The sequence below is a fragment of the Bacillus sp. BB51/4 genome (assembly GCF_008368845.1).
Classification (GTDB): domain Bacteria; phylum Bacillota; class Bacilli; order Bacillales; family Bacillaceae_G; genus Bacillus_A; species Bacillus_A wiedmannii.
Window position 1 is genome coordinate 492,449 of record NZ_QOSC01000009.1, and the last position, 24,081, is coordinate 516,529.

The following is a 24,081-nucleotide window of genomic DNA, read 5'->3' on the forward strand; positions in this document are numbered from 1 at the left end:
TATATAGTGGACTTTCTACTCTATAACGGTAAATCCCTCTTCCTAAACACCACAATCGCTACGATGAAAATACAAAGAGCTCCAGCAGTTAAACCTATACTTACCGGCCATATATTATACGTTCCTTCAGCAATTTCTTTCGGACGAAACAGTGTAAATAACGATAGACTTTTCATCCACTCTAACTTATCACTTAATTTACCTACCATATCTAATGCGAAAAATAAGATAGTTAAACTTGCTGAGTAGCTAAGTGCCTTTCTTTCGTCATTACATATACAAGAAAAGAAAAATGAATAAGCACTAACGACTAAAAATATGAGCCCTCCGACTACGTTTATCCTCAGGAATAATTCTTTATTTAAGTTATTATCTTCTAAAAACCATTCTGCACCTACTATACCCGCTACATACGTAACAGCTACAATTATCAGTAGTCCCAATATAAGAATAGCCGCTTGCGTGATTGCAATTTGCACTCTAGATACAGGTGTTGCTAACAAGTATGCCATTGCTCCTTTATCTACATGACGAGCAATTAAATGCGTTGCAACTGTTACACAAAAAATTGTTAAAATAATAATAAATAATAGACTATAATATTCGCCAGCTAAAAAATCCATTACGTTTTGAATCGGACTTTCCATACCAACAATTTTTTTCACACTATCAGGCATAGCACTTATTAATTCATTTAACCCTTTCGCTGATACCATTGAAGGGAATATCCAAATTAATAACCATAAATAAAGAGCTGCACCAGTTGCGTAACTCAAAATACTTTTTTGTGTCTCTTTCAAACTAGCTAAAAACAATTGCTTATTCATGCTTTACCCCTTCTTTCTTATCGTAATAATGCATAAATAAATGTTCTAAATCCATTGCTCTCGTTTGAAGTGCCGTTACATTATAGTTTGAAAGTGTTTGTAAAACCGTTTGATAGTTTCCTTGTACAATAATCGATGCTTCTCTACCTTTCACCGCTTCAAATTGCAAATCACACTTTGTAAGAGACTCAATTTCTTCTTGCGACGATACTGTTACATCTATCACTTGTCGTCTCATGCTTTGTAAATCATGAATATTTTCAACTGTTACAAGGCGCCCATCTTTAATAATCGCTACTCGGTCACATGTACGCTCAATCTCCGTGAATATATGTGAAGACATAAGAATCGTTTTTCCTCTTTGCTTTTCCTCTAATATTAAATCTATAAACACTTGCTGCATAAGTGGATCGAGTCCCGATGTCGGTTCATCTAAAATTAACACTTCCGGATCATGCATAAAAGCAGCAACAATTCCTACTTTTTGCTTCATTCCTTTAGACATTTTTCGAATCGGTGTTTTCACATCGAATTGCAGACGTTCTATTAGTTCATCACGTCTTTTCGTATCCTTTAGCCCACGCATTCCTTGCATTAACTTTAAAAACTCTAATCCGTTCATTCCTTCAATAAAAGAAATTTCTCCCGGTAAATATCCGACTTGTCTTTGAATTTTCGCTGCTTCATTCCAACAATCTAATCCGAAAATTGATGATTTCCCAGCTGTCGGTTTTATAAATCCCATTAAATTACGAATTGTTGTGGATTTCCCGGCACCATTTGGTCCTAAGTAGCCAAAAACTTCCCCTTCTTTTACATCAAAGGTTATATGAAACAAACCTTTTCCATTTGAAAACTGTTTTGTGACATTTTGAACTGAAATCATAATTCCACCTCATTTTTTGAAATATTTAATATGTGATATTTCAAAATTATTGTACTCCTCATCTTTCATATTCGCAACAACTTTTTGAAATATTTATATGTCCATATTTCAAAAATATTGTTTTCATCTATATTTTCTTGTATATTTTTATTGAGGTGATTGTATTGAACGGCTTTGAAAAAGTGAAAGAAAAGAAAAAACGTGCCATTAAAGATGCGGCCTTTAAATTATTTTCAGAACGTGGATTTAATGAAGTGAAAATAGAACTTATTGCAAAAAAAGCTAACGTTTCTCAAGTTACCATTTATAATCATTTTGGAAATAAAGATGCGTTATTTAGGGAGCTTATACAAGAATTTATCATATCTGAATTTCAATATTATAAAGAGCTTGCTGAAGAAAAATTACCTTTTCATGATATGATGCAAAAAATGATTGTAAGAAAAATGAATACTGGCGGGTTATTTCAGCCTGATATGTTACTACAAATGATGAAAAGAGATGAAATTCTCCGAGAGTTTATTTATAGTTATCAAAATGAAAAAATACTGCCATGGTATTTAGAAATATTAGAACAAGCACAGCGCAATAATGAAATTAATCCCCATCTTACTAAAGAAATGATGTTACTTTACATTCAAATGTTTACTAAATTAGGTGATGATTTCGGGGCACAGCTTCTTGAAGGAGATCGTGAAAAACATATACAAGATATCGTTACGATGTTCTTTTATGGACTGTCCGTCCCAGAAAAATAATTTTTCCTACAGAACAAATAAAATCACCAAAAAGCCCTTTGGATATTGAAATCTCAAGGGCTTTTTCATGTCAAAAAAACGACTAAAACAAATTTTAACTTAAAAAAGTTAAATGCTGCTTAATAGATAACACCTTATTGTAGATTAACTCTTTTAGCATAACAGGCTGAATTGAAATAATCGTTTCACCGAAATTCAGAAAATAACTTGAAATAAAATCAAATTCTTGCTTGTTAAAATAGCCTGTTATAGTATAGTTTTCATTTTCTTTTTGTATCCTCATAGAAGGATAATTCTCTTTATCGAAAATATCTTTTCCTTTTTGATTAACGATGACACGAAAATCAATTGCATCAGGCTTTCTGTGAAAAGTAGTAAGGTAACTTAGTAATTCTTCAAGATTTTTTGAATTCGTATTGCTTGTTTCCATAATAGAAAGAATTTTATCACATCTAAGTATTTGAACATTATTTGTCTCAAAATTAAAGATTTTAGCATACCACTGGCCAAATTTAGATTCTATTCGAATAAATTGGGCGACTAATACTTTCTCCTCATCTTTTTTTAAATATGTTAAATGATAAACTTGCTCAGCAAAAATCCCCTGTAAAATTTCTTTTAAGAACGGACTAAAATTACTATGATTTGTTACTTCAAAAGAAAGCGTTCGTTCCATAATTGAAATATTTTTACGCACATTATCAGGTAATACATGTTTAAATTTATTTTCAAGAGCAATACTTTCTATATTGAATGGTTTTGTCTTGTATCCATTTAATGTAAGAATCGAAAAGTATAACGCATACATTTCATCCACACTAAAATAAATTGGTGATAACACACTATTTTCTATAATTTTATAACTTCCATTTCTACCTAATTCAGAATATATTGGCACACCTATTTCTTCCAATGATTGAATATCTCGTAAAGCAGTACTTTTAGAAATATCATATCTAGCCATTAAATCTTTTAAATTAAAATATCTTTTATTATTTAAGAAAATAAGCATGTCATTTATTCGTTCCGTTTTTTTCATATTCCCCTCCTGAAAGGTGTCATGTATTGAAACCTTTTTAGTCTATATTATAATTATTAACTAATAAAGGAGCTATAAATTTATGACATTAGAAATAGCTATTTTTCTTTCAATGAATGGGCAAGCAAAGGCGGCAATTAACTTTTATACACGTAATTTAGAAGCAAAGAAGCTAATGGTTGTTACGTATGAAGAATTGGCCAAAAGAGATCGTTCTTTTAAAATTACAAGTGAAAATAAAGATTATATTGCTCACTCTGTTTTACAAATCGGGAATACAAAGCTAATGATAGCAGAAGATACAATGAAGCCTAATGAACGTTATAACGTTGGAAATAACATGTCGCTTTGCATTCAAAGCGCTAATTTAGAAGAAATACAAAGATTTTATAATAATTTAATTTCTAATAAGCATGTGAAAATAATCTCTCCGCTAGAAAAAAATATATTTAGTGAAGCATATGGGATTATTGAAGATCCTTACGGCATACAAATTCAGTTAATGTATGACAAGCGATTAAACTAAATAATTAGTCATATTCACATATGCCTAATAAAAAAAGACACGAAATTCGTGTCTTTTTTTATTTTACATTGATGACTCTACCCGTTTCACTACTTTCAATCGCTAATTGAATAAGTCGAATAACTTCCAAGCCTTCTTGTGCTGTTACAGGTGGTTTCTCACCATTTACAATACTATCTCTTACACCTTTATAATACATGTCATAACAGCCAACTTCTGTCGAAATACGCTCTAGCTTTTCTTCCGTATGTAAAGTAGCAAAATTCTCTTCAGCGTCTACTCCATAACCGTTATCGCCTGGCTTCATTCCATTTTTTAATTGTTCTTCCTGTGAATCCATACCGTATTTCACGATAGAACCTTTATCTCCATGCAGTGTAAAGTGTGGACCTGCTTGCTTTACGTAACTGCTACTATGTAAAGTGACACGTTTAACACCGTAGTGGAGTATAACATGGAAGTAATCATCAATTTCTGCACCTTGTCTTTGTTTGATTACATCTGCACTTATCGCATCTGGTTTCCCAAATAATGACAATGCTTGGTCAATTAAATGCGATCCTAAATCATATAATATACCTGATCCTGGTAAATTCTTTTCTCTCCAGCGATCACGTACATTCGGGCGAAAACGATCGAAATGCGCTTCATATGCGTATAGATTCCCTATTCTGTTTTCTTCTAACAATTTCTTTATCGTTAAGAAATCATTATCAAAACGGCGATTATGATATACGCTTAACACCACATTATGCTGTTTTGCTAATGAAATTAGTTCTTCGCCTTCTTCAATTGAAACAACGAATGGCTTCTCCACAACTACATGCTTACCATGTAAAATTGCTTCTTTTACATATGGAAAATGAGTTGTATTCGGTGAAGTAATGACCACTAAGTCAATATCAGCACGATTTACTAATTCCTCAATTGTGCCAACAACTTCAGCATTTGGTAATGCTTGTTTCACGAGTTCTTCTTTTGATGATAAAATAGCACGAATATCATATTCTTCTATCGTTTGTAATAATGGAATGTGAAATGTTGTACTAGAAAATCCAAACCCTACAATTCCTACACCTATTTTTTTCATGTTGCCCCTCCATTTATCCCGCTTTAACGGACAGTAAGACCCCTACCTCAAAATTCAGCGAAAGTAAAGAAGTTAGTTGAGGAATCAACTGCTCGTAAAAGTCCGATTGATTAAAGTTTCACTTTATGAGAACGATTTCATTCAGTTATTATAACAAGATTATTATTATTTACATAATAATTTGCCTAGAAAAAAGCATCTTGCCATTATTCATAGCAAGATGCCTTTTTTATTCCGGTCGTTTTTTCGTCCACGTTTCAATAACTTCACCTGTATCGTTAACATCTAGCACTAAACTACCGTTACTATACCGGTCTTTATTTCGATACGCTTTTGGATCAATTTCTTCTACGATGTGCTTCTCTGTCTTCATGTAAACTAGTTCATCGTCTCGAACAATTTCAATACCGACAATACGGTATGGATTACGTTTTAACTCTTTGAAAATAACAAGACCTCTCTTCGCCCTCGTTGATTTCTCAATTTCTGATGCTTTTAGACGTTTTACAGCACCGCGCTGCGTTACGAGAATAAGTTGATCTTTGTCACCATTTAACGGTTTACCAGAAGCGACATAGTCATCTTCTTTTAAGTTAATTGCTTTCACACCAGCGGCCCTTACACCGACTGGACTTACTTCATCTTCATGGAAAATAAGTGCATATGCACCATAGGTTGCAAGAACAATATCACTCGTTCCATCTGTTGCAAATATATCTACAACATAATCATCTTTTTTCAAATTCACAGCGACGAACGCTCTTGAATAACGCTGAACTTTATATTGGTTTAATTCTGTTTTCTTAATCATACCATTTCGTGTAACAAATACGATAAATCGTTTTTCTTCTTCAAAGTTCGGTACGACGGTCGCCCAAATAATCATTTCATCCCGCTCGAGTGAAACGAGATTCGCAACGTGTTGACCTAAATCTTTCCAACGAATTTCTGGCATTTCATATACTGGCAGATATATATAGTTTCCTTTATTCGTAAATAAGAGGACTGTCTCTGTCGTATTCGTATCGAATCGCTCCAGTAAGATGTCACCCTCTTTCATACCGAAGTCTTTCCCGTTCGATGCATTATGTGAACGCCAACCTGTTCGTTTCACATATCCTTCTTTCGTTACAGTAACGATGACATCTTCCTGCGGAATCATAACTTCCACATCGATTTTAATTTCCTCAATTTGTTCTTCAATAATAGCACGGCGATCATCACTATATGTTTTCTTTACTCTCTTCAAATCTGTTTTAATAACTTGAAGAAGTCTTTTTTCACTTTGTAAAATTGCCTGTAATTCTGCAATTTTTGTACTTAATTCATCCGCTTCTTTTTCTAGTGCTGTAATATCTGTATTTGTTAAACGATATAATTGCAACGAAACGATTGCTTCTGATTGTGCTTCTGTAAAGCCGAATTTAGCACTTAAGTTATCTTTCGCATTACGCTTATCTTTAGAAGATCTAATCGTTTCGATTACTTGATCTAAAATTGATAATGCTTTCATTAAACCTTCAACAATATGTTGACGATTTTCCGCTTTTCGTAATTCATACTGAGAACGCTTTGTTACAACTTCTTTTTGGTGTCCAATATATGCATCCAAAATTTTTGGTAACGTCATAAGTGTAGGACGACGATTATTTATCGCAACCATATTAAAGTTATATGGAATTTGTAAATCTGTATTCTTATATAAATAATTTAAAATACCTTCAGCATTTACTTCTTTTTTTAACTCTACAACGATACGAAGACCTGTACGATCTGTCTCATCACGTACTTCAGCAATTCCATCTAGTTTTTTATCTAGACGTAATTCATCCATTTTTTTAACAAGGTTCGCTTTATTTACTTCATACGGAATTTCTGTAATAACGATTTGTTGCTTACCACCACGAATCGTTTCAACTTCCGCTTTTCCGCGAATAATAATTTTACCTTTTCCTGTTTCGTACGCTTTTTTAATACCATCAATCCCTTGAATAATACCACCGGTCGGGAAATCTGGCCCTTTCATAACTGTTAATAAATCATCAACAGTACTATTCGGCTTATCAATACGCATCATCGTCGCATCAATTACTTCCCCAAGGTGATGCGGAGGAATTTCTGTTGCATAACCAGCTGAAATCCCTGTAGATCCGTTCACTAATAAGTTCGGGAACATTGCTGGTAATACAACAGGTTCTTCACTCGTATCATCGAAGTTTGACACAAATTCCACTGTTTCTTTATCAAGATCACGTAATAACTCAGATGCAATTGGTGATAATCGCGCTTCCGTATAACGCATTGCCGCTGCTGGATCGCCATCAACACTACCATTATTACCATGCATTTCAACTAAAACATTACGTACTTTCCAAGTTTGACTTAAACGTACCATCGCCTCATATACAGAGGAATCACCGTGCGGATGGTAATTACCAATAACGTTACCGACTGTTTTAGCTGATTTACGAAACGCTTTATCATGTACATTTCCTTCTACATACATGGAATATAAAATACGTCTTTGTACCGGTTTTAAACCGTCACGCGCATCTGGAAGCGCGCGATCTTGAATAATATATTTACTATAACGTGCAAAGCGGTCACCTAACACGTCTTCAAGCGGGAGGTCATGAAACTTCTCTGCCTGCATGTTATTCCACCTCCGTCTCCATAATCATTTCATTTTCTAAAATGTTTCCTTCTTCTTGCATACCAAATTGTACATTTCGTTCGATCCATTTACGGCGAGGTTCTACTTTATCACCCATCAATGTCGTAACTCGGCGCTCCGCTCTTGATGCATCGTCAATTTTCACACGAATCAACGTACGTGTTTCAGGATTCATAGTTGTTTCCCATAATTGATCGGCATTCATTTCGCCAAGTCCTTTATAGCGCTGTAGCATGTAGCCTTTACCGACCTTTTTTGTTACACCATCTAATTCTTCATCAGACCATGCATACTCAATCACTTCACTCTTACCTTTTCCTTTACTTACTTTGTATAAAGGAGGAAGTGCAATAAATACTTTGCCAGCTTCGATAAGTGGTTTCATATATCTGTAGAAGAACGTTAATAACAATACTTGAATGTGCGCACCATCTGTATCAGCATCGGTCATAATTACAATTTTATCGTAGTTAATATCTTCAACAGCGAATTCATTCCCTACACCACCGCCAATAGCGTAAATGATTGTATTAATTTCTTCATTTTTAAAGATATCAGCAAGTTTTGCTTTTTCTGTATTGATTACTTTACCACGTAACGGTAATACCGCTTGGAAACGTCGGTCTCGACCTTGTTTCGCGGAACCACCCGCAGAGTCACCCTCTACTAGGTACAGTTCATTTTTTTGCGGGTTACGTGATTGTGCTGGTGTTAACTTACCACTTAATGTACCTTCTGATTTCTTTTTCTTTTTACCAGTACGCGCTTCTTCTCTCGCTTTACGAGCAGCCTCACGTGCCTGCGCTGCTTTAACTGCCTTTCTCACAAGAAGTGTAGCAACATCCGGGTTTTCTTCTAAAAAGTAAGCTAAATGCTCAGATACAATTGCATCAATTGAAGAACGAGCTTCACTTGTACCTAGTTTCCCCTTCGTTTGTCCTTCAAACTGAAGTACTTCTTCTGGTACACGTACAGAAACGATAGCCGCTACACCTTCACGAATATCTGTACCTTCTAAGTTTTTATCTTTTTCTTTTAATAGTGAAACTTTACGAGCATACTCATTGAACACACGAGTCATTGCTGTCTTAAACCCAGCTTCGTGTGTTCCACCATCTTTTGTACGTACATTATTTACAAACGAAAGAATATTTTCTGAGTAGCCATCGTTAAATTGAAATGCTAGCTCTGCCTCAATTCCATTTTGTTCACCAGTGAAGTATACAACCGGATGGATTGAATCTTTTTCTTCATTTAAGTATGAAACGAAAGCTTCGATTCCTGTTTCATAATGAAAGACATCTTCTAAATCATTTCGCTCATCTTTTATTGAGATTTTCATCCCTTTTAATAAGAATGCAGATTCACGTAATCTTTCACATAATGTTTCGTAATTGTAATTTGTTGTGCTGAAAATCGTTGTATCTGGTTTAAAATGTATTGTCGTACCAGACTCTTTCGTCTTCCCGATCTTCTCCAGTGTCGTTGCAGGAATACCACCATTTTCAAAGCGTTGTTCATAAATATTTCCATCACGTTTAATCGTCACTACTAACCATTCTGACAAGGCATTTACAACTGATGCCCCAACACCGTGTAAACCACCACTTGTTTTATAGCCACCTTGACCAAACTTACCACCGGCATGAAGTACAGTTAAAATAACTTCAGGTGTAGGTTTCCCAAGTTTATGCATTCCCGTAGGCATTCCTCGCCCTTTATCAATAACGCTAATACTATTATCTTTATGTATTACGACAGAAATTTCGTCGCCAAATCCCGCTAACGCTTCATCAACGGAGTTATCTACTATTTCATATACTAAATGATGCAATCCACGGCTATCCGTACTCCCGATATACATACCCGGGCGTTTTCGAACGGCTTCAAGTCCTTCTAGCACTTGAATTGCATCTTCATTATATTGGAACTGATGCTTCGCCAAACTCCTTGCCCCTTTCCTAATTAAATCAGAACATATGTTTCTATTATAGAATAACGCCTCGACTATAGTTTTGGCAAGTTATCTTATCTCTTTTATATACCATTTTCAATAGAAAAATCCTTGTTTTTTCACAAGGATTCCTCTAGGCTACTATTTCAGAAAAATAATCGTTTGTCAACGAGAAATGGATATGTATGCCAAGATTATACATTCCAAACCTTTATCATGATCCAAATGATCAATATCCAAAATGGGATAACGAGTAATAATCCCCAAAAACAGCCTTTAAAAAATCTCATGATGAACACCTCGTTCATCGGCCCTACTTATCTATAACGAGGGCTGAATTAATCTTTCTCTCTTTAAAACCTATACTACTTTGTCATCGCATGTTCTACTTTAATACAACGATCCATTATTACAGTATAGCCTTTTTCTTTTAAAAGTTTATATGTATCTTCATCTTGTACTCCTAATTGTGCCCAAAAAACATCTGCATCAATCTCTACAAACTCTTTCGCAACATCCATTAAAAATTCTGAACGGCGGAATACATTTACAATATCAACATGTTCCTTAATATCCTTTAGTGAAGAAACTGCTTTTTCTCCAAGCACCTCATCTACTGTTGGGTTTACTGGAATAATGCGATACCCAGCATCTTGCATTGCTTTTGAAACCATATACGATGTACGTTCTGGCTTATCTGATAATCCAACAACTGCAATCGTTTTGCTTTTCTTTAATACTTCACCAATTTCCGTACGAGTTGGGTTTTCAATTGTCATAATTTATCCCTCCTATTCCTTTAGTATAGCCGATAAAGAAAGTCTCTTTCAATATGAAAGAGACTTTCTTTTATTTCAATTATTGATTCTTTGTAGCTGAATTATCTGCTAAAGTAGCTGTTTTCGTCATTTTTTGACCGTTACGATAGAATGTAACTTCTACTTTCTCGCCTACTTTTTTCTTTTCATATAAATATTTACGGAATTGAAGTGAATTTTCTACTTTTTGATCATCTAATGATACTACAATATCATATTGCTCTAAACCAGCTTTTTCTGCAGGTGATATTGGATAAATTTTACCTAATACAACGCCGTTTGTTACTTCTTTCGGTACTTTCAATTGATTTACTGCATAAGCTTGCACATCTTCTAATGAAACGACACCTACTCCAAGAGCTGGACGTTTCACTACTCCGTCTTTTTCAAGTGATTCAATAACTGGCTTTGCAATATTAATTGGAATAGCAAATCCAATTCCTTCAACTTCTTGTTGTGCAATTTTACTTGAATTAATCCCAATTATTTCACCGTTTTGGTTAAATAACGCACCACCACTATTACCTGGGTTAATCGCTGCATCTGTTTGAATAACTTGAGCATTCCAATCTGCACGCTTATCGCCATCAATATCTACTGGAATTTCACGTTCTTTGCTACTAATAATACCTTCCGTTACACTTCCATCAAAACCTAGTGGGTTACCGATTGCAATCGCTTTTTCACCCGCACGAAGTTTACTTGAATCACCTAAAGTGGCAACTTTATTTACATTAGATCCATCAATTTCTACAACCGCTAAATCTAACCAAGGGTCTTTCCCTACAAGCTTTGCTTCTACCTTTTTACCATCACTTAGTTTTACAGCAAGTTTATTTGCTCCATCTACTACATGGTTGTTCGTTACAATATACGCTTTATTTCCTGCTTTTTTATAAATAACACCTGATCCTGAGCCAGCTTGTTGCTCTTGGCCTGTCGGTTGCATTGCAAATGGATCAACACTTTGTTGCATATTAATAACACCTACAACAACATCTTTCGCGCCTTCAATCATACCAGGTAAATCAGTTTCATTTTTTGCTTTATTGACAACAGGAACTACAGTACCTTCAACTTTTGAATCCGAACTGAATGATGATACAGCCGCTCCATTATTTTGAGCCCATGGCATATATGGTGCCGCAAAACTAATTGTGACAGCCCCAACTACAGCTCCGACTAAACCTGTGAAAAAATAACCTTTTTTACTACCTGATTTTCTCACTTCTCTCGTTTCACTATGCTCTTCATTTAAATTTGGTCCGTCGTAATATCCCATGTTTACTTCCCCTCTCTGGTGAATTCGTATTTTCAGTATAGTCACGTTTTGTGTCCTTCTTGTGAACTCATCGTGAAATCCAATTAAAAAAATACTCTTATCTAACATTGTAGACAAGAAAAGTATTTTTTGTACATTCCACCTACAAAAGAGAGTATAAATTTGCTATATCCCAAAGCCAAAGCGCATAGTAAATTAAAGGTTATTCTTCAAATTTATAACCAACTCGAATAACAGTACCGATATGCTTCGCTTTATCTCCTAGCTTATTTCGTAGTTTTTTAATATGAGTATCAACCGTTCGGTCATCACCGTAGTAATCATATCCCCATAACTGATCTAATAAATGTTGACGTGACAACACAATTCCTTTGTTCTCCATTAAATAAACAAGAAGTTCAAATTCCTTATGTGTCAATATAATTTCTTCTCCATCTACTAACACAGTTCTAGATAGACGATTTACTTCTATTCCAGCCAAGGACATAGCATTTTCTTCCGCTACTCCTACCACGCCATCCGCACGTTTCAATAATGTCTTCGCGCGAGCTACTAACACTTTCGGGCTGAAAGGTTTCGTTACATACTCATCTGCACCTAATTCGAACCCTAGTAATGTATCATCCTCATCCGAACGGGCTGTCAACATAATGATTGGTACTGCTGATTCTTTTCTAATTCGTCTGCAAACAGACCATCCATCTATTTCTGGTAACATTATATCTAACATAATCAAATCAATTTCATGCTCTGCAAATAATTCTAACGCTATTTTTCCGTCTTCTGCTTCGATTACTTCAAAGCCTTCATTACGAAAATAATCACTAACGATTTCACGTAATCTTCTTTCATCTTCAACAAGTAATACTGTTTTATTCATATCATCTATCCCGCCTTTTTACTCTTTCAATCGAATAATACGTTGATTGGAGCTTCCGCGAAATGGAAGTGTTAAATCTTTTTTCTCGATTTCAAATCTTCCATCGACTAAAACATCCCCATAATGTAACAACTCTATCATATCATTATTTTGAGAACTCTGTATCTCTTCTAACGTATAACCTGTATACATCCAAAGATTTTTTTTCAAGTCTTTCACAGCTTTTGCTACTTTTTTCACTTCAGCAGCTTGAAAAAATGGATCTCCACCTGAAAATGTTACATCAGTTAATGTATTACTTGCAATCTCTTTCACAATTTCTTCTACTGTCATTTCAGTTCCATTACAAATATTCCACGATTTCGGATTATGGCAACCGAAACAACGATGCGGACAGCCCGCAAAAAACACGACTGTCCGCAACCCTTCTCCATCTACTACACTATCATGAATGATGTTCATCACTTTCATTTATGCTTCACCCGATCCATCTCTTCACTACGTTTCGCACTATTCCACTTCGACATATCTCCTACAAGATAACCTGTTATACGTCGAATTCTTTCTATATTGGCCTCATCTTCATTTCCACAGCTTGGACATTCATTTCCGATAACTCCGTGATAGCTACAGCACTTACAACGGTCAACAGGATGATTAATTGAACCGTATCCAACGCCATGATCTGCCATCGCTCGTACAATTTGTTTTAACGCCTGTTTGTTATGCATAGCTGCTCCGTCTAGCTCAATATACGTAATATGTCCCCCGTTACATAGGGCATGGAAAGGTCCTTCTAAACGAATTTTATTTATCGCTTGAATGCTATAGTAAACTGGGATGTGAAATGAATTCGTATAATAATTATGGTTCGTTATACCGCTAATCACACCAAATTCTTCTCTATCTTTTTTCACAAACTTCCCTGATAACCCTTCTGCAGGAGTTGCAATTACTGAGAAATTCAGTTCATGTTCTTCCGTCGCTTTATCCATTTTATCTCTCATAAAGGAAATGATTTCATACCCGAGTTTCCATGATTCTTCATCTTCTCCATGATGCTTTCCTGTTAAAGCTACTAAGCACTCCGCAAGACCGATAAAACCAAGACTTAACGTCCCTTGCTTTAAAATAGATGCTACAGAATCTTCAGGCTGTAACTTTTCTCCACCGCGCCATACACCTTGTGAATATAAAAATCGAAAATCTCTTGCTCGCTTCGTACATTGATACTCAAATCGTTCTAATAATTGCTTAATTCCTAAATCTAAGTAATAGTTTAACGCTTCAAAAAACGCTTCTTTTGAACCACTAATTAACGCTAATTTCACTAAGTTAATAGACGTAAATGATAAATTCCCTCTTCCAATCGCCGTTTCTTCTCCATGTATGTTAGACATAACACGGGTACGACATCCCATGTAACATACTTCACTTTCCGGTCGTCCGTCATAATGCACTGCATTAAATGGCGCATCTAAAAATGAAAAATTAGGGAATAATCGTTCAGCCGTTGTCTCTAACGCTAATTCAAATAAATCATAGTTCGGATCACATTCTTCAAAGTTCACACCTTTTTTCATTTTAAAAATTTGAATTGGAAAAATTGGTGTTTCTCCTTTACCAAGACCAGCTTGTGTCGCTTTTAAAAGTTGTCTAACTAATAACCGTCCCTCTTTTGATGTGTCTGTTCCATAATTAATAGAAATAAACGGTACTTGTCCCCCGCCCCTACTGTGCATACTATTTGAATTATGAACGAAAGCTTCACACGCCTGATACGTATCATTTTCTGTTTCTTTCCATGCAAATTCTTCTATTTGTTCTTTCGTAAGCGGATATGACTGTAATCGTTTCTTATGTCTCGCTACTGTTTTTCTCACATATGGAGCTAAATCAATATCAAAGAGTGCAAATGATTGACCACCGTGCTGCATATTTTGATTCGCTTGAAAAATAATAGACGAAAGAGCCAATGCACTTTTAATATCCTGCGGTTGTCTCATATGCCCATGTCCGGTATGAAAACCGTTCGCAAGCATTTGCGCTAACGGAATTTGCGAACAAGTCGTCGTTCCTGTCGCATAAAAATCTAAGTCATGTGGATATAATATATTTTGATTTATCGCTTTTTTCACTTGATCTGACAATAAATTTTCAACTGCATAATATTTCGCACTCTCTGATGCGAACGTTCCCATTACTCCCATTGGAGAGCGACCATCTACATTTGCATTTTCTTGCATTAAATCTTGCTCACTACCGTGGACAATCGTTTCAAACACTCTCATTAATTCTTCTCCACGTACATTTCGTTGTAACATTTATAACCCTCCACCAATATGTTGTTGTCTTTTGATTAAAATGTTACTACATATAGTCTTGATGTTTCTGTGAGAAATGTAACATTCCTGTGAAATTTTTTTCACGAAATAATGAATTTTTCATTTACAAAAAAGAAATGTGCTCTTTACAAATGTATGGTACAATATACGGGAAAAACTCTTTTTACCCTTTATCAACACATTTGAATAAAGGAGACTGAACTTATGGTTACTACATATCTTTTATTTATCGTTGCCTACTTACTTGGCTCGATTCCATTCGCACTAGTCGTTGGAAAAATCGGCTACGGAATCGATATTCGTGAGCACGGAAGCGGTAATCTAGGCGGAACAAATACATTCCGCACACTAGGGAAAAAAGCAGGTTTTATCGTTACAATTGCTGACATTTTAAAAGGTACATTAGCAACAAGTCTACCGATTATTTTCGGATTAGATGTTCACCCACTATGGTTCGGATTAGCAGCTGTTCTTGGACATGTGTATCCGATTTTCGCGAAATTCCGTGGTGGTAAAGCTGTTGCAACTTCTGCTGGCGTGCTATTATGCTACTCTCCAGTTGTTTTTGCAATATTAGCTGTTGTCTTTTTCAGCCTTTTATTTACAACAAGATACGTATCACTTTCTTCTATGGTAACAGCCGTCGTTGCTGTTATTGCATCCATTGTTAGCGGGGATAAAATCTTCATTATTGCGATGTGTTTATTAGCAGGTATGGTTATTTATAAACACCGTGCAAATATCGGACGAATTATAAATAAAACTGAACCGAAAGCAAACTTTTCAAAAAAGCAAAAATAAGATCGTAACCCACATAACGCAAAAAGAAAACGTGAAGCATATTAATAGCGTCTTTTTGCGTTATTTTTTATACTAAAGAAAAAGCAACATAATTTGGAGGAACTATACATGAATCTTTCCGTAACAAAAGAAGCAGCACAATGGTATAAAAACGAATTAAACTTACAATCGGGTGAAACACTACGCCTTTTCGTACAATACGGCGGTTGCAGTACTGTGCAAAAAGGACTTTCTTTAGGTATTCGTAAAGATGATCCTGCACATCCTGCTGTTCAAACTCAAGAAGAAGGTATTAACTTCTTTATTGAAGGCGATGATGAGTGGTTCTTCGATGGACATAATTTATCTGTTACATTTAACGACGGTGATGATTTCCCGCAATTTAATTATGAAAAATAAAAAAACGTGGCTTCTGCCACGCTTTTTTATTTTTTCTTAATTTCCTCATATTTCGCATACCACTCAGGATATAACTTTTTAAATGATACGGGCCTGAACCCTTCTTTTTTCGCGCAAATATTCGTCGTACTTGCAGTAATACAAAGTTCACCTTCACCGTTATATATTTCATAACCATATACAACGCGAAGCGGACTAACAGTATCAATCCACGTTTTCACAATTGCTTTTTCTCCGTAACGCATCGCTTTACGATATGAAATTTGCAAATCTAACACAGGAGAAATAATTCCCTCTTTCTCCATTTCAACATATGAAAATCCTAAATCTTGTATAAGTTTCGTGCGACCTAGTTCAAGCCACACCAAATAGTTTGAATGGTAAACAACACCCATTTGATCTGTTTCCGCATAACGGATTTCAACTTCATGTTCTGCTACAAACATATGTATTCGCCGTTGCCATAAACTTATAAAAATCTATAAATTTTGTTTATTTCCCTGTTCTACGTGTCCGATTTCACAGAAGCTACTTTCGTTTGATGTAACACTCCGAGGGTGTAAATTCGGATACAACGAATCCTACATATTAGCCGTAACTTTTTTAGATGTTAACTGGCTAATTCATACCGTGACAAATTGATAGCCGCATTTAAATCCCTATCCATTTCGTGACCACAAGTGCATTTGTATACACGGTCAGAAAGTTTTAGTTCTTTGTTGATGCTTCCACAACTGGAACACATTTTTGAAGAAGGATACCATGTATCAGCTTCTACAAATTCAATACCATATTTTTCACACTTGTATTGAATTTGTCTTTTGAACTCATATAAACACTGCTTCGCAATCGCTTTAGCTAGGTGTCTATTCTTCAGCAGACCTTTCATATGCAACGTCTCCATCACAATGCGAAATGGCTTGGTTTTCACAATTTCGCTCGTGGATTGATGAAGATGATTCTTTCTGATATTTGATAACCTTCTATGTAGTTGTCGTATCTCTTTCTCGATTTTTATAATGTTGCTTGTTTTGACAAAACGGTTTCCCTCCTTATTCATTTCATATTTACGAGAAACTTGACGTTGCAACCTACGAAGGCGTTTCTCTGCCTGTCTTACCATTTTTGTTTTGTTGATATTGTTCTTCCTCTGCCCATCAGAACAATATGCTAATTCTTTGATTCCAATATCTATTCCTAACGAAACAGCCGTTAACTTCTCTTTTGTAAACTCCTGTTCAATACCGACAGACAAATACCAATACTTACCGTCAAAGCTAATGCGTGGATTAGAGTACTTAACCCCTACAGGTAACTTTTCGGATGTTTTTACCCAACCAACTTTCTCAATCAAAACTTGTTTTTCTTTTACTTTTAACTTGACATTATCATTGTAAAAAGAGAGGTTTGCTTTCCTTCTGCTTTTGAATCGTGGTTTATCAGCCAGTCCCTTGAAAAATCGCTTATATGCTTCACAAGCATCTTTAATCGCTTGTTTGGCTATATTATTTGAAACATCGTACAACCAAGCATATTCTTCAGTCTGCTTTAATACAGTTAATTCTTTCCGTAAAAAACCGTCTGATATGAACTTTCCGCCATTCTTGTAATTCTCTTCTTGCTTCGCCAGTGTCCAATTATAAGCCCATCTTGCCGTACCAACAGATTTCCAAAGTTGCAATTCTTGTTCTTTATTCGGCTTGATTCTCACTTTCTTCGCAAGCATCATTTTCCAGCAACCCCTTAACCATCTTCTTAGCTTATTTCCCCTTGAAGATGGCAATTAGTTTGTTCTATCCTACCTGCCTTTTTTGCAAAATCACCAATTGAATATACTTTCATATTTTTCATCCCATGAAACTACTTTACCCCGGCGACAATTTTTCATCTACAAATATTTTATCACTAATTATATATTTTTGTAGATATACACTAACTGTTTCTTCCCTTCTTTCACTTCTGCTACCTTGCATACATTTAATCATAATACAGTGAAATCAAAAATAAAATAAAAACAGTGAATCTTTTACTGAAAGGAGCAAGCATATGATTCAAATTGTAACTGTTCGTAGCGGTGATAGCGTATATAGCTTGGCATCAAAGTATGGATCAACACCTGATGAAATAGTAAAGGACAATGGACTAAATCCAGCTGAAACACTCGTTGTAGGTCAGGCACTAATCGTTAATACGAAAGGGAATAATTATTATGTACAGCCTGGCGATAGCCTATATCGAATCTCTCAAACATATAACGTACCTCTCGCTAGTTTAGCTAAGGTTAATAACTTATCTTTAAAATCTATTCTCCATGTCGGACAACAATTATACGTACCAAAAGGTACAAAACGAGCTGTAGAATCCATCGCTTATTTACAGCCTTCCACTATACCGATTAAAGAGAGTTTAGTTAATGCTACACGTGCCATCAATCCATTCTTAACATACTTAGCTTATTTTAGTTTTGAGGCAAAAAGAGATGGCACATTAAAAGAACCTACTGAAACAGCTAAAATCGCTAATATTGCAACGCAAGGTAAAACAATCCCTATGCTCGTTATTACAAATATTGAAAATGGTAATTTCAGTGCCGATCTAACATCGGTTATTTTACGCGACGCAACGATTCAAAACAAATTTATTACTAACATTTTGCAAACAGCTGAGAAATATGGCATGCGAGACATTCATTTCGATTTCGAGAGTGTAGCACCTGAAGACCGCGAAGCGTATAATCGTTTTTTACGAAATGTAAAAACACGCTTACCTAGCGGGTACACATTGAGCACAACTCTCGTACCGAAAACAAGTTCAAATCAAAAGGGAAAATTTTTCGAAGCTCACGATTATAAAGCGCAAGGGCAGATTGTTGATTTCGTCGTCATTATGACATATGACTGGGGATGGCAGGGCGGGCCACCGATGGCGATTTCTCCTATCGGTCCGGTGAAAGAAGTACTTCAATATGCAAAATCTCAAATGCCTCCCCAAAAAATTATGATGGGGCAAAATTTATACGGGTTTGATTGGAAGCTTCCATTTAAACAAGGAAATCCACCCGCAAAAGCAATTAGCTCTGTCGCAGCTGTTGCACTAGCTCGTAAATATAATGTTCCTATTCGTTATGATTTCACAGCCCAAGCTCCTCATTTTAATTATTTTGATGAAAATGGTGTTCAACACGAAGTTTGGTTTGAAGATTCACGGTCTGTTCAAAGCAAATTCAATTTAATGAAAGAACAAGGTATAGGCGGTATTAGTTACTGGAAGATTGGCTTACCATTCCCGCAAAATTGGCGTTTACTCGTTGAAAATTTTACGATTACGAAAAAGGGCTGACATAAGTCAGCCCTTTTTGACTATTAAAAATCCGTCACAAAAAGAAGAATGACAACATTCTCCCTTTTTTAACCGTTATCAACAATCGGTTGTTTGCCTGTTTGGTCTTGCATTTGCTTTCCTTTATTGCCACCAGCTTTTTTTGATTGTGTTCCAATATGATTCGGTGCAAAGTCTTTTGAATTCTTTTTCGGATTACCCATTACTATCGCCTCCTTAACACTAGTATCGTACTAGTGTTAAGAATTATTCAGCTTGCTTAAAAAGTTGCATTTCATAACGTTTTTCAATACGCTCTTCAATGCGATCGATTGCATCACGATCACTTAATAATTGTTGTTTATTTTCTTTCACAAGTTCGTCAAATGATTTACGGCGACTTCTTCTCATGCTGTTCACCCTCTCTCCTTCGCATTCTTACTATACATAGTATGAGCAAATGAAAAACTCTTTAATCAGATTTGCAAGAAAATTTTATGTTTTAGTACTCCTAAAAAAACTCCGTGTACAACTTCTTGTACACGGAGTTTTTTATACCATTATATTTAAATATTTTTTTAGCTTTTCATCTGCATTCATTTCACTTTGTTTATACTCACTTAGCGCTTGCAGTACGAAATCATACTGTCCTAAAATATAACTTTCTAATTTCAGGACATCCTCTAAGCTATTAAGCATAATTCTCGTATTACCAACTTCACTTTTTAACGCGGGTTCACAATTTAAACTCGTACATATTTCTTTCACATCATCTTCTAATATCTCTGTTAATACATATTTCTTTCTCCCTCTTACTTTTATTCTCATAACTGGGTAAAAAGCTTTTATGTCTACATAGCTTCCTACATTCATACAACGAATCCATTCGATATCACGTTTATTTCGTACAAGTATCTTTTTTACTGCTTCATATACTGCTGTTTCATCAAGTACTTCCGTATTCGATTTCCTGTTTGTTTCTTCTTCAATAGATGCACATTTTTGATAAACAACTGCACACGTAATACAATCATCAAATGCATTATGAGAACTTAAACGAATTCCAAGCATTCGCTTTAACGTTTCAAGTTTATGATTTGGCGCGTGCTTCATATATTTCTTTGCTAAAAACACAGTATCAATCACTTTATTTTTAGGTTCCGGTAACCCAAGCATATTTACATTACTTTTCAAAAAGCGCATATCAAAAGATGCATTATGAGCGACAATTACATTTGTATGTAAAAATGCTAAAAATAAAGGTAATACTTCTTCAATCGTCGGTGCATCTGAAACACGGTAATTTGTAATACCTGTTAAACTCGTTATTCGGTCCGGAATTGAACGCTCTGGATTCACATAGGAAACAAATTGATCTACTAGTTCATGATTACGATATTTCACTGCTGCGACTTGAATAATTTTATCATTATAAGGGTTAAATCCTGTTGTTTCAAAATCAATTACAACATAATCTAACGGTAAGGATATATTCCCCACTCCAAACACTCCTTTACCTCTAAACGTTTATATTTCTTTTATCATAACATGCTGCTATCACTACGTGAAAAAGAAAAGGCAGAAATGGTAACTCTCCACCTCTACCTTTTCACCATTATTTTAATTTAGCAACCCTTTTCTCCATCTCTTTTTGCGTCATCGGTCCAATAAACTTATCTTGAATGACACCTTTCGTATCTATAAAATACGAAGTTGGGATCGTAATTACTTTATACGCTGTTGTCACATCAATGTTCTTGTCCAATAAAATAGGAAAAGTAATTCCTTTTTCCTTAGCAAAATTGCTTACCTTTTCTACTCCCCCGCCCTTTTCTGAAGGCGTATAATTTATTGCTAAAATTTCTACGTTTTCTTTATGTTCTTTATAGAAAGCTTCCATATCAGGCATTTCTTGCTGGCAAGGTCCACACCACGTTGCCCAAAAGTTTAAAATTACTTTCTTTCCTTTTAAATCCGATAACTTTACATTCGTTCCATCTAACTTCGTTAATGCAAAGTCTGGTGCACTCTTCCCTATTTCAATACCATTACTTGCAATCATCTCTTTCATAGCAGCTTCACTTTTTTCTTGCTCCCCTTGTACCGCCTGGTCTTTTTTACCAAACTGTTCATAAGCTGCATATCCCGCTAAACAAAGTAACACTACAATAATCGTAAGCTTCCGCCACATTTTATATCACCCTAACGTATTTATCTTCTTATTAACCTAATTACCCAAATACTATATACCTTATTTTAGCTTATACGGACAAGCTTGGAAATATTCACAGTCAAAATAATTAGAATATTCTTATTTAAAGTGCAATTTTTTCCTTTTTATCATATAATTAGAAAAACAAATGAAGTGCCGCTTATCTTCTTATCGACCCATTCACCTTTTTACTTTCTTATATAATCTTTAACAAAAGGGGGATCGTTTATGAATTCATTCGAAAAAATAACATTATATATTCTTAGTTTTCTTTTATACCCAATCGGTATTATTACATGGATCATTTCACTCTTTAGTAAAGATCTTGAAAAAAAGAAAATAGGGCGTATTTGTCTCTACGTCTCTCTAATCTCATTCGTCCTTTTTGTAATCCTCGGAATTGCCACTTTCCTTATGACCGCTACTTTTAACGTTGATCTGAATCACTCGGAATCTATCGAGTATCAAATAGATGACGCTGAATAAAGATAAGAGCGGTACTCTTATCTTTATTCACATCACTTGCAAAACGAATGACTATTTATTAATTTTTCAGGACTTCCACATGCAACAATACTTCCTTCTCTCATTATGACAACACGATCTGCTAGTATCGCTTTCTCTACATCATGTGTTGCCACAATTCGTGTTACATCTCTTCCTAATCCTTCTATCATATTCCAAACAGTTTCTTGATTGCTCGAATCTAATCCCGCAGTCGGTTCATCTAAAATAATAAGATTCGGATTTGAAACAATGGCACGTAATAATGCAAGACGTTTCCTTTCCCCTCCCGAAAACTCTTCTCCGCTTTTATGTAGTACAGTTTCAATCCCTTCTGATAAATCTCTAATAATCGATTTCACATTTACAAGTTCAATATTTTTTTCTAATTGATTTTCTAAATACTCTTCTCCGAAATGCACATTCTCTTTTACTGTGGTCCGAAAGAAACGAGGTTCTTGCCACACTGTAGCCATACGAGCCTCATTACCATAATAAACAATGCTACCGTTAGATGGTTTATACAAACCTGTCATTAATTTTAAAATCGTCGTCTTTCCTGCACCACTTTCTCCCACAATCATAACGAGTTCACCAGGATTAATTTGCAAATCAATGTTTTTTATCCTACATTTCTCTTCATCACTCTCCTGAAATGAAACATTCGTTACCGTCATCCCCATCGCTCTTTCTACATGACTATTTGCCACTCGTTTATCTAAAAAGAAGAAAACTCTACTTGCCGAAGCAACTGCAACTTGTGTCATCATTAATAAATCTCCCACATAGCGGACAGGGAAAAAGAGCATCTCTATTGTAGCTAACACTGCAACAAGTGAACCAACTTCCATTTCGCCCTGCATTATTTTTTGCGCACCTATAATGAGAACAACGATATATGCTCCTGTTTCAATCACTGTTCCAACTACTCCAATGCAATGTTGCATCATCGTCTTCTTTACTTCTGCTTTATAAGATTTTACTGTCACTCCTTTAAATAAGCCAATTGCCCAGCTCTCTTTTTGCAAACTACGTAAATCTTGTGCTCCTTTTACAAACTGTGACACCATCTCTACAACACTTGATTGATTCTTTTGAGCAATGCTTGCAATGTTTCTTACCTTTTTTCCCGCCAACATCGGAACCGTTGCACTTAAAAATAAAAACGGAGTTACCCACAATATGAACTGCATATCTATATGTTGTAGTGCTATGAGTGCACCAATAAATTGGGCAATAGCGTGTATATATTCTATTAATATGGATCCATATAATCTGACCCAGTTCGGAATATCAGACACGACTAATGTCTCTAACTCTCCTCCCTTAATCTTCTCACTCTCTTCAAACGGTAATGAGAAGAAATGACGCAATACCTCTATACGCTTCTCTCGTAATATTTGCTGACTCGCTTTTGAACTTACATAATCAAATGAAAGATTGTTCACCCACATCAACAAGCGGCTAGCTGCAAACAAAGTAATGTAAAGATACGCCTCCTTTAACTCTCGTTGAATAAGGTTATCTACAATTAATCCCATGAATAGTGGACGAGATAAATTTAAAATAGCAGCAAAGCATCCACTACATACAGCTGCTATTACTAATAATTTTTCTTTCTGTAACGGTAACAATATTCTTTTATATTCTTTCATGATGTTCCCTCCATTTTTATAGTAAAAAGAAAGGGATGAAACCAAATGGTTTCATCCCTTTCCATAAAATAAGGAAGCTAACAGTTGTTAGCTTCCTTATCGTTCATTTCAAT

At 35.3% G+C, this 24,081-nt stretch carries 24 protein-coding genes; 6 read left to right on the top strand and 18 right to left on the bottom strand.

Annotation, left to right across the window (positions count from 1 at the left end; all coding sequences use genetic code 11):
• Positions 1–20 precede the first annotated feature (20 nt).
• Both DN392_RS13765 and DN392_RS13770 read right to left on the bottom strand, forming a co-directional pair.
• Complete coding sequence (locus DN392_RS13765) at positions 21–827, bottom strand: ABC transporter permease subunit (RefSeq protein ID WP_001041451.1); 807 nt, start codon at positions 825–827, stop codon at positions 21–23.
• Positions 820–1,713 (bottom strand): ABC transporter ATP-binding protein, encoded by an 894-nt coding sequence (locus tag DN392_RS13770; protein ID WP_000626596.1) that lies wholly within the window; start codon positions 1,711–1,713, stop codon positions 820–822. The genes DN392_RS13765 and DN392_RS13770 overlap by 8 nt, the downstream gene beginning before the upstream one ends.
• Before the next feature lie 164 nt (positions 1,714–1,877).
• On the opposite strand from DN392_RS13770, the gene DN392_RS13775 reads away from it, so the two are divergent.
• Positions 1,878–2,471 carry a TetR/AcrR family transcriptional regulator gene (locus DN392_RS13775; protein WP_088321567.1) on the top strand — a complete coding sequence of 198 codons (594 nt, stop codon included), beginning with the start codon at positions 1,878–1,880 and terminating at the stop codon, positions 2,469–2,471.
• Between the two features lie 94 nt (positions 2,472–2,565).
• Here DN392_RS13775 and DN392_RS13780 read toward each other — a convergent pair whose 3' ends face one another.
• Positions 2,566–3,510 carry a helix-turn-helix transcriptional regulator gene (locus DN392_RS13780; RefSeq protein WP_000750568.1) on the bottom strand — a complete coding sequence of 315 codons (945 nt, stop codon included), beginning with the start codon at positions 3,508–3,510 and terminating at the stop codon, positions 2,566–2,568.
• 82 nt (positions 3,511–3,592) lie between these two features.
• On the opposite strand from DN392_RS13780, the gene DN392_RS13785 reads away from it, so the two are divergent.
• Positions 3,593–4,036, top strand: coding sequence for a VOC family protein (locus tag DN392_RS13785; RefSeq protein ID WP_000171332.1), 444 nt, complete (start codon positions 3,593–3,595; stop codon positions 4,034–4,036).
• 58 nt (positions 4,037–4,094) lie between these two features.
• Here DN392_RS13785 and DN392_RS13790 read toward each other — a convergent pair whose 3' ends face one another.
• From DN392_RS13790 to DN392_RS13825, 8 genes are all read right to left on the bottom strand, one after another.
• Positions 4,095–5,126, bottom strand: coding sequence for an oxidoreductase (locus DN392_RS13790; RefSeq protein ID WP_000719730.1), 1,032 nt, complete (start codon positions 5,124–5,126; stop codon positions 4,095–4,097).
• Positions 5,127–5,355: 229 nt separating this feature from the next.
• Positions 5,356–7,779, bottom strand: coding sequence for a DNA topoisomerase IV subunit A (gene parC, locus DN392_RS13795; protein ID WP_061672854.1), 2,424 nt, complete (start codon positions 7,777–7,779; stop codon positions 5,356–5,358).
• A 1-nt stretch (position 7,780) separates the two neighbouring features.
• The gene (gene parE, locus DN392_RS13800; protein WP_001062189.1) at positions 7,781–9,745 is read right to left on the bottom strand and encodes a DNA topoisomerase IV subunit B; all 1,965 of its coding nucleotides are present in this window, start codon (positions 9,743–9,745) and stop codon (positions 7,781–7,783) included.
• A gap of 374 nt (positions 9,746–10,119) precedes the next feature.
• Positions 10,120–10,533 carry a CoA-binding protein gene (locus DN392_RS13805; RefSeq protein WP_000151391.1) on the bottom strand — a complete coding sequence of 138 codons (414 nt, stop codon included), beginning with the start codon at positions 10,531–10,533 and terminating at the stop codon, positions 10,120–10,122.
• 79 nt (positions 10,534–10,612) lie between these two features.
• Positions 10,613–11,854 (bottom strand): S1C family serine protease, encoded by a 1,242-nt coding sequence (locus tag DN392_RS13810; RefSeq protein WP_000542652.1) that lies wholly within the window; start codon positions 11,852–11,854, stop codon positions 10,613–10,615.
• 202 nt (positions 11,855–12,056) lie between these two features.
• Complete coding sequence (locus DN392_RS13815) at positions 12,057–12,734, bottom strand: response regulator transcription factor (RefSeq protein WP_001044675.1); 678 nt, start codon at positions 12,732–12,734, stop codon at positions 12,057–12,059.
• Between the two features lie 18 nt (positions 12,735–12,752).
• A complete protein-coding gene (gene nrdG, locus DN392_RS13820; RefSeq protein ID WP_000867065.1) occupies positions 12,753–13,205 on the bottom strand; it encodes an anaerobic ribonucleoside-triphosphate reductase activating protein in 453 nt (150 codons plus the stop codon).
• Entirely contained in the window at positions 13,202–15,058 is a 1,857-nt protein-coding gene (locus DN392_RS13825) for an anaerobic ribonucleoside triphosphate reductase (RefSeq protein WP_064449865.1), read from the bottom strand. The genes nrdG and DN392_RS13825 overlap by 4 nt, the downstream gene beginning before the upstream one ends.
• Positions 15,059–15,283: 225 nt before the next feature.
• On the opposite strand from DN392_RS13825, the gene plsY reads away from it, so the two are divergent.
• Both plsY and DN392_RS13835 read left to right on the top strand, forming a co-directional pair.
• Positions 15,284–15,880 (top strand): glycerol-3-phosphate 1-O-acyltransferase PlsY, encoded by a 597-nt coding sequence (gene plsY / locus DN392_RS13830; protein ID WP_000258967.1) that lies wholly within the window; start codon positions 15,284–15,286, stop codon positions 15,878–15,880.
• A 108-nt stretch (positions 15,881–15,988) separates the two neighbouring features.
• Positions 15,989–16,279 carry a HesB/YadR/YfhF family protein gene (locus tag DN392_RS13835; RefSeq protein ID WP_001054449.1) on the top strand — a complete coding sequence of 97 codons (291 nt, stop codon included), beginning with the start codon at positions 15,989–15,991 and terminating at the stop codon, positions 16,277–16,279.
• A gap of 26 nt (positions 16,280–16,305) precedes the next feature.
• Here DN392_RS13835 and DN392_RS13840 read toward each other — a convergent pair whose 3' ends face one another.
• Positions 16,306–16,725, bottom strand: a complete 420-nt coding sequence (locus tag DN392_RS13840) for an acyl-CoA thioesterase (protein ID WP_000495804.1) — start codon at positions 16,723–16,725, stop codon at positions 16,306–16,308.
• 164 nt (positions 16,726–16,889) lie between these two features.
• Positions 16,890–18,008, bottom strand: coding sequence for an RNA-guided endonuclease InsQ/TnpB family protein (locus DN392_RS13845; RefSeq protein WP_000978850.1), 1,119 nt, complete (start codon positions 18,006–18,008; stop codon positions 16,890–16,892).
• Between the two features lie 317 nt (positions 18,009–18,325).
• Here DN392_RS13845 and DN392_RS13850 point away from each other — a divergent pair, with 317 nt between their 5' ends.
• Positions 18,326–19,618, top strand: coding sequence for a glycoside hydrolase family 18 protein (locus DN392_RS13850; protein ID WP_000614855.1), 1,293 nt, complete (start codon positions 18,326–18,328; stop codon positions 19,616–19,618).
• 68 nt (positions 19,619–19,686) lie between these two features.
• Here the strand turns inward: DN392_RS13850 and sspN are convergent, their stop codons facing one another.
• From sspN to DN392_RS13870, 4 genes are all read right to left on the bottom strand, one after another.
• On the bottom strand, positions 19,687–19,821 hold the full coding sequence (gene sspN, locus DN392_RS13855) for an acid-soluble spore protein SspN (protein ID WP_000527987.1): 135 nt from the start codon (positions 19,819–19,821) through the stop codon (positions 19,687–19,689).
• A gap of 43 nt (positions 19,822–19,864) precedes the next feature.
• Complete coding sequence (locus tag DN392_RS13860; protein ID WP_001254698.1) at positions 19,865–20,008, bottom strand: FbpB family small basic protein; 144 nt, start codon at positions 20,006–20,008, stop codon at positions 19,865–19,867.
• 141 nt (positions 20,009–20,149) lie between these two features.
• Positions 20,150–21,097: a 3'-5' exonuclease gene (locus DN392_RS13865; protein ID WP_088321568.1), complete on the bottom strand. Its 948-nt coding sequence runs from the start codon at positions 21,095–21,097 to the stop codon at positions 20,150–20,152.
• A gap of 115 nt (positions 21,098–21,212) precedes the next feature.
• Complete coding sequence (locus DN392_RS13870) at positions 21,213–21,788, bottom strand: redoxin domain-containing protein (protein WP_000269058.1); 576 nt, start codon at positions 21,786–21,788, stop codon at positions 21,213–21,215.
• 249 nt (positions 21,789–22,037) lie between these two features.
• Between DN392_RS13870 and DN392_RS13875 the strand changes: the two genes are divergently transcribed.
• The gene (locus DN392_RS13875) at positions 22,038–22,295 is read left to right on the top strand and encodes a hypothetical protein (protein ID WP_001083870.1); all 258 of its coding nucleotides are present in this window, start codon (positions 22,038–22,040) and stop codon (positions 22,293–22,295) included.
• A gap of 32 nt (positions 22,296–22,327) precedes the next feature.
• Here the strand turns inward: DN392_RS13875 and DN392_RS13880 are convergent, their stop codons facing one another.
• A complete protein-coding gene (locus DN392_RS13880; RefSeq protein WP_064469923.1) occupies positions 22,328–23,968 on the bottom strand; it encodes an ABC transporter ATP-binding protein in 1,641 nt (546 codons plus the stop codon).
• Positions 23,969–24,081: the final 113 nt, after the last annotated feature.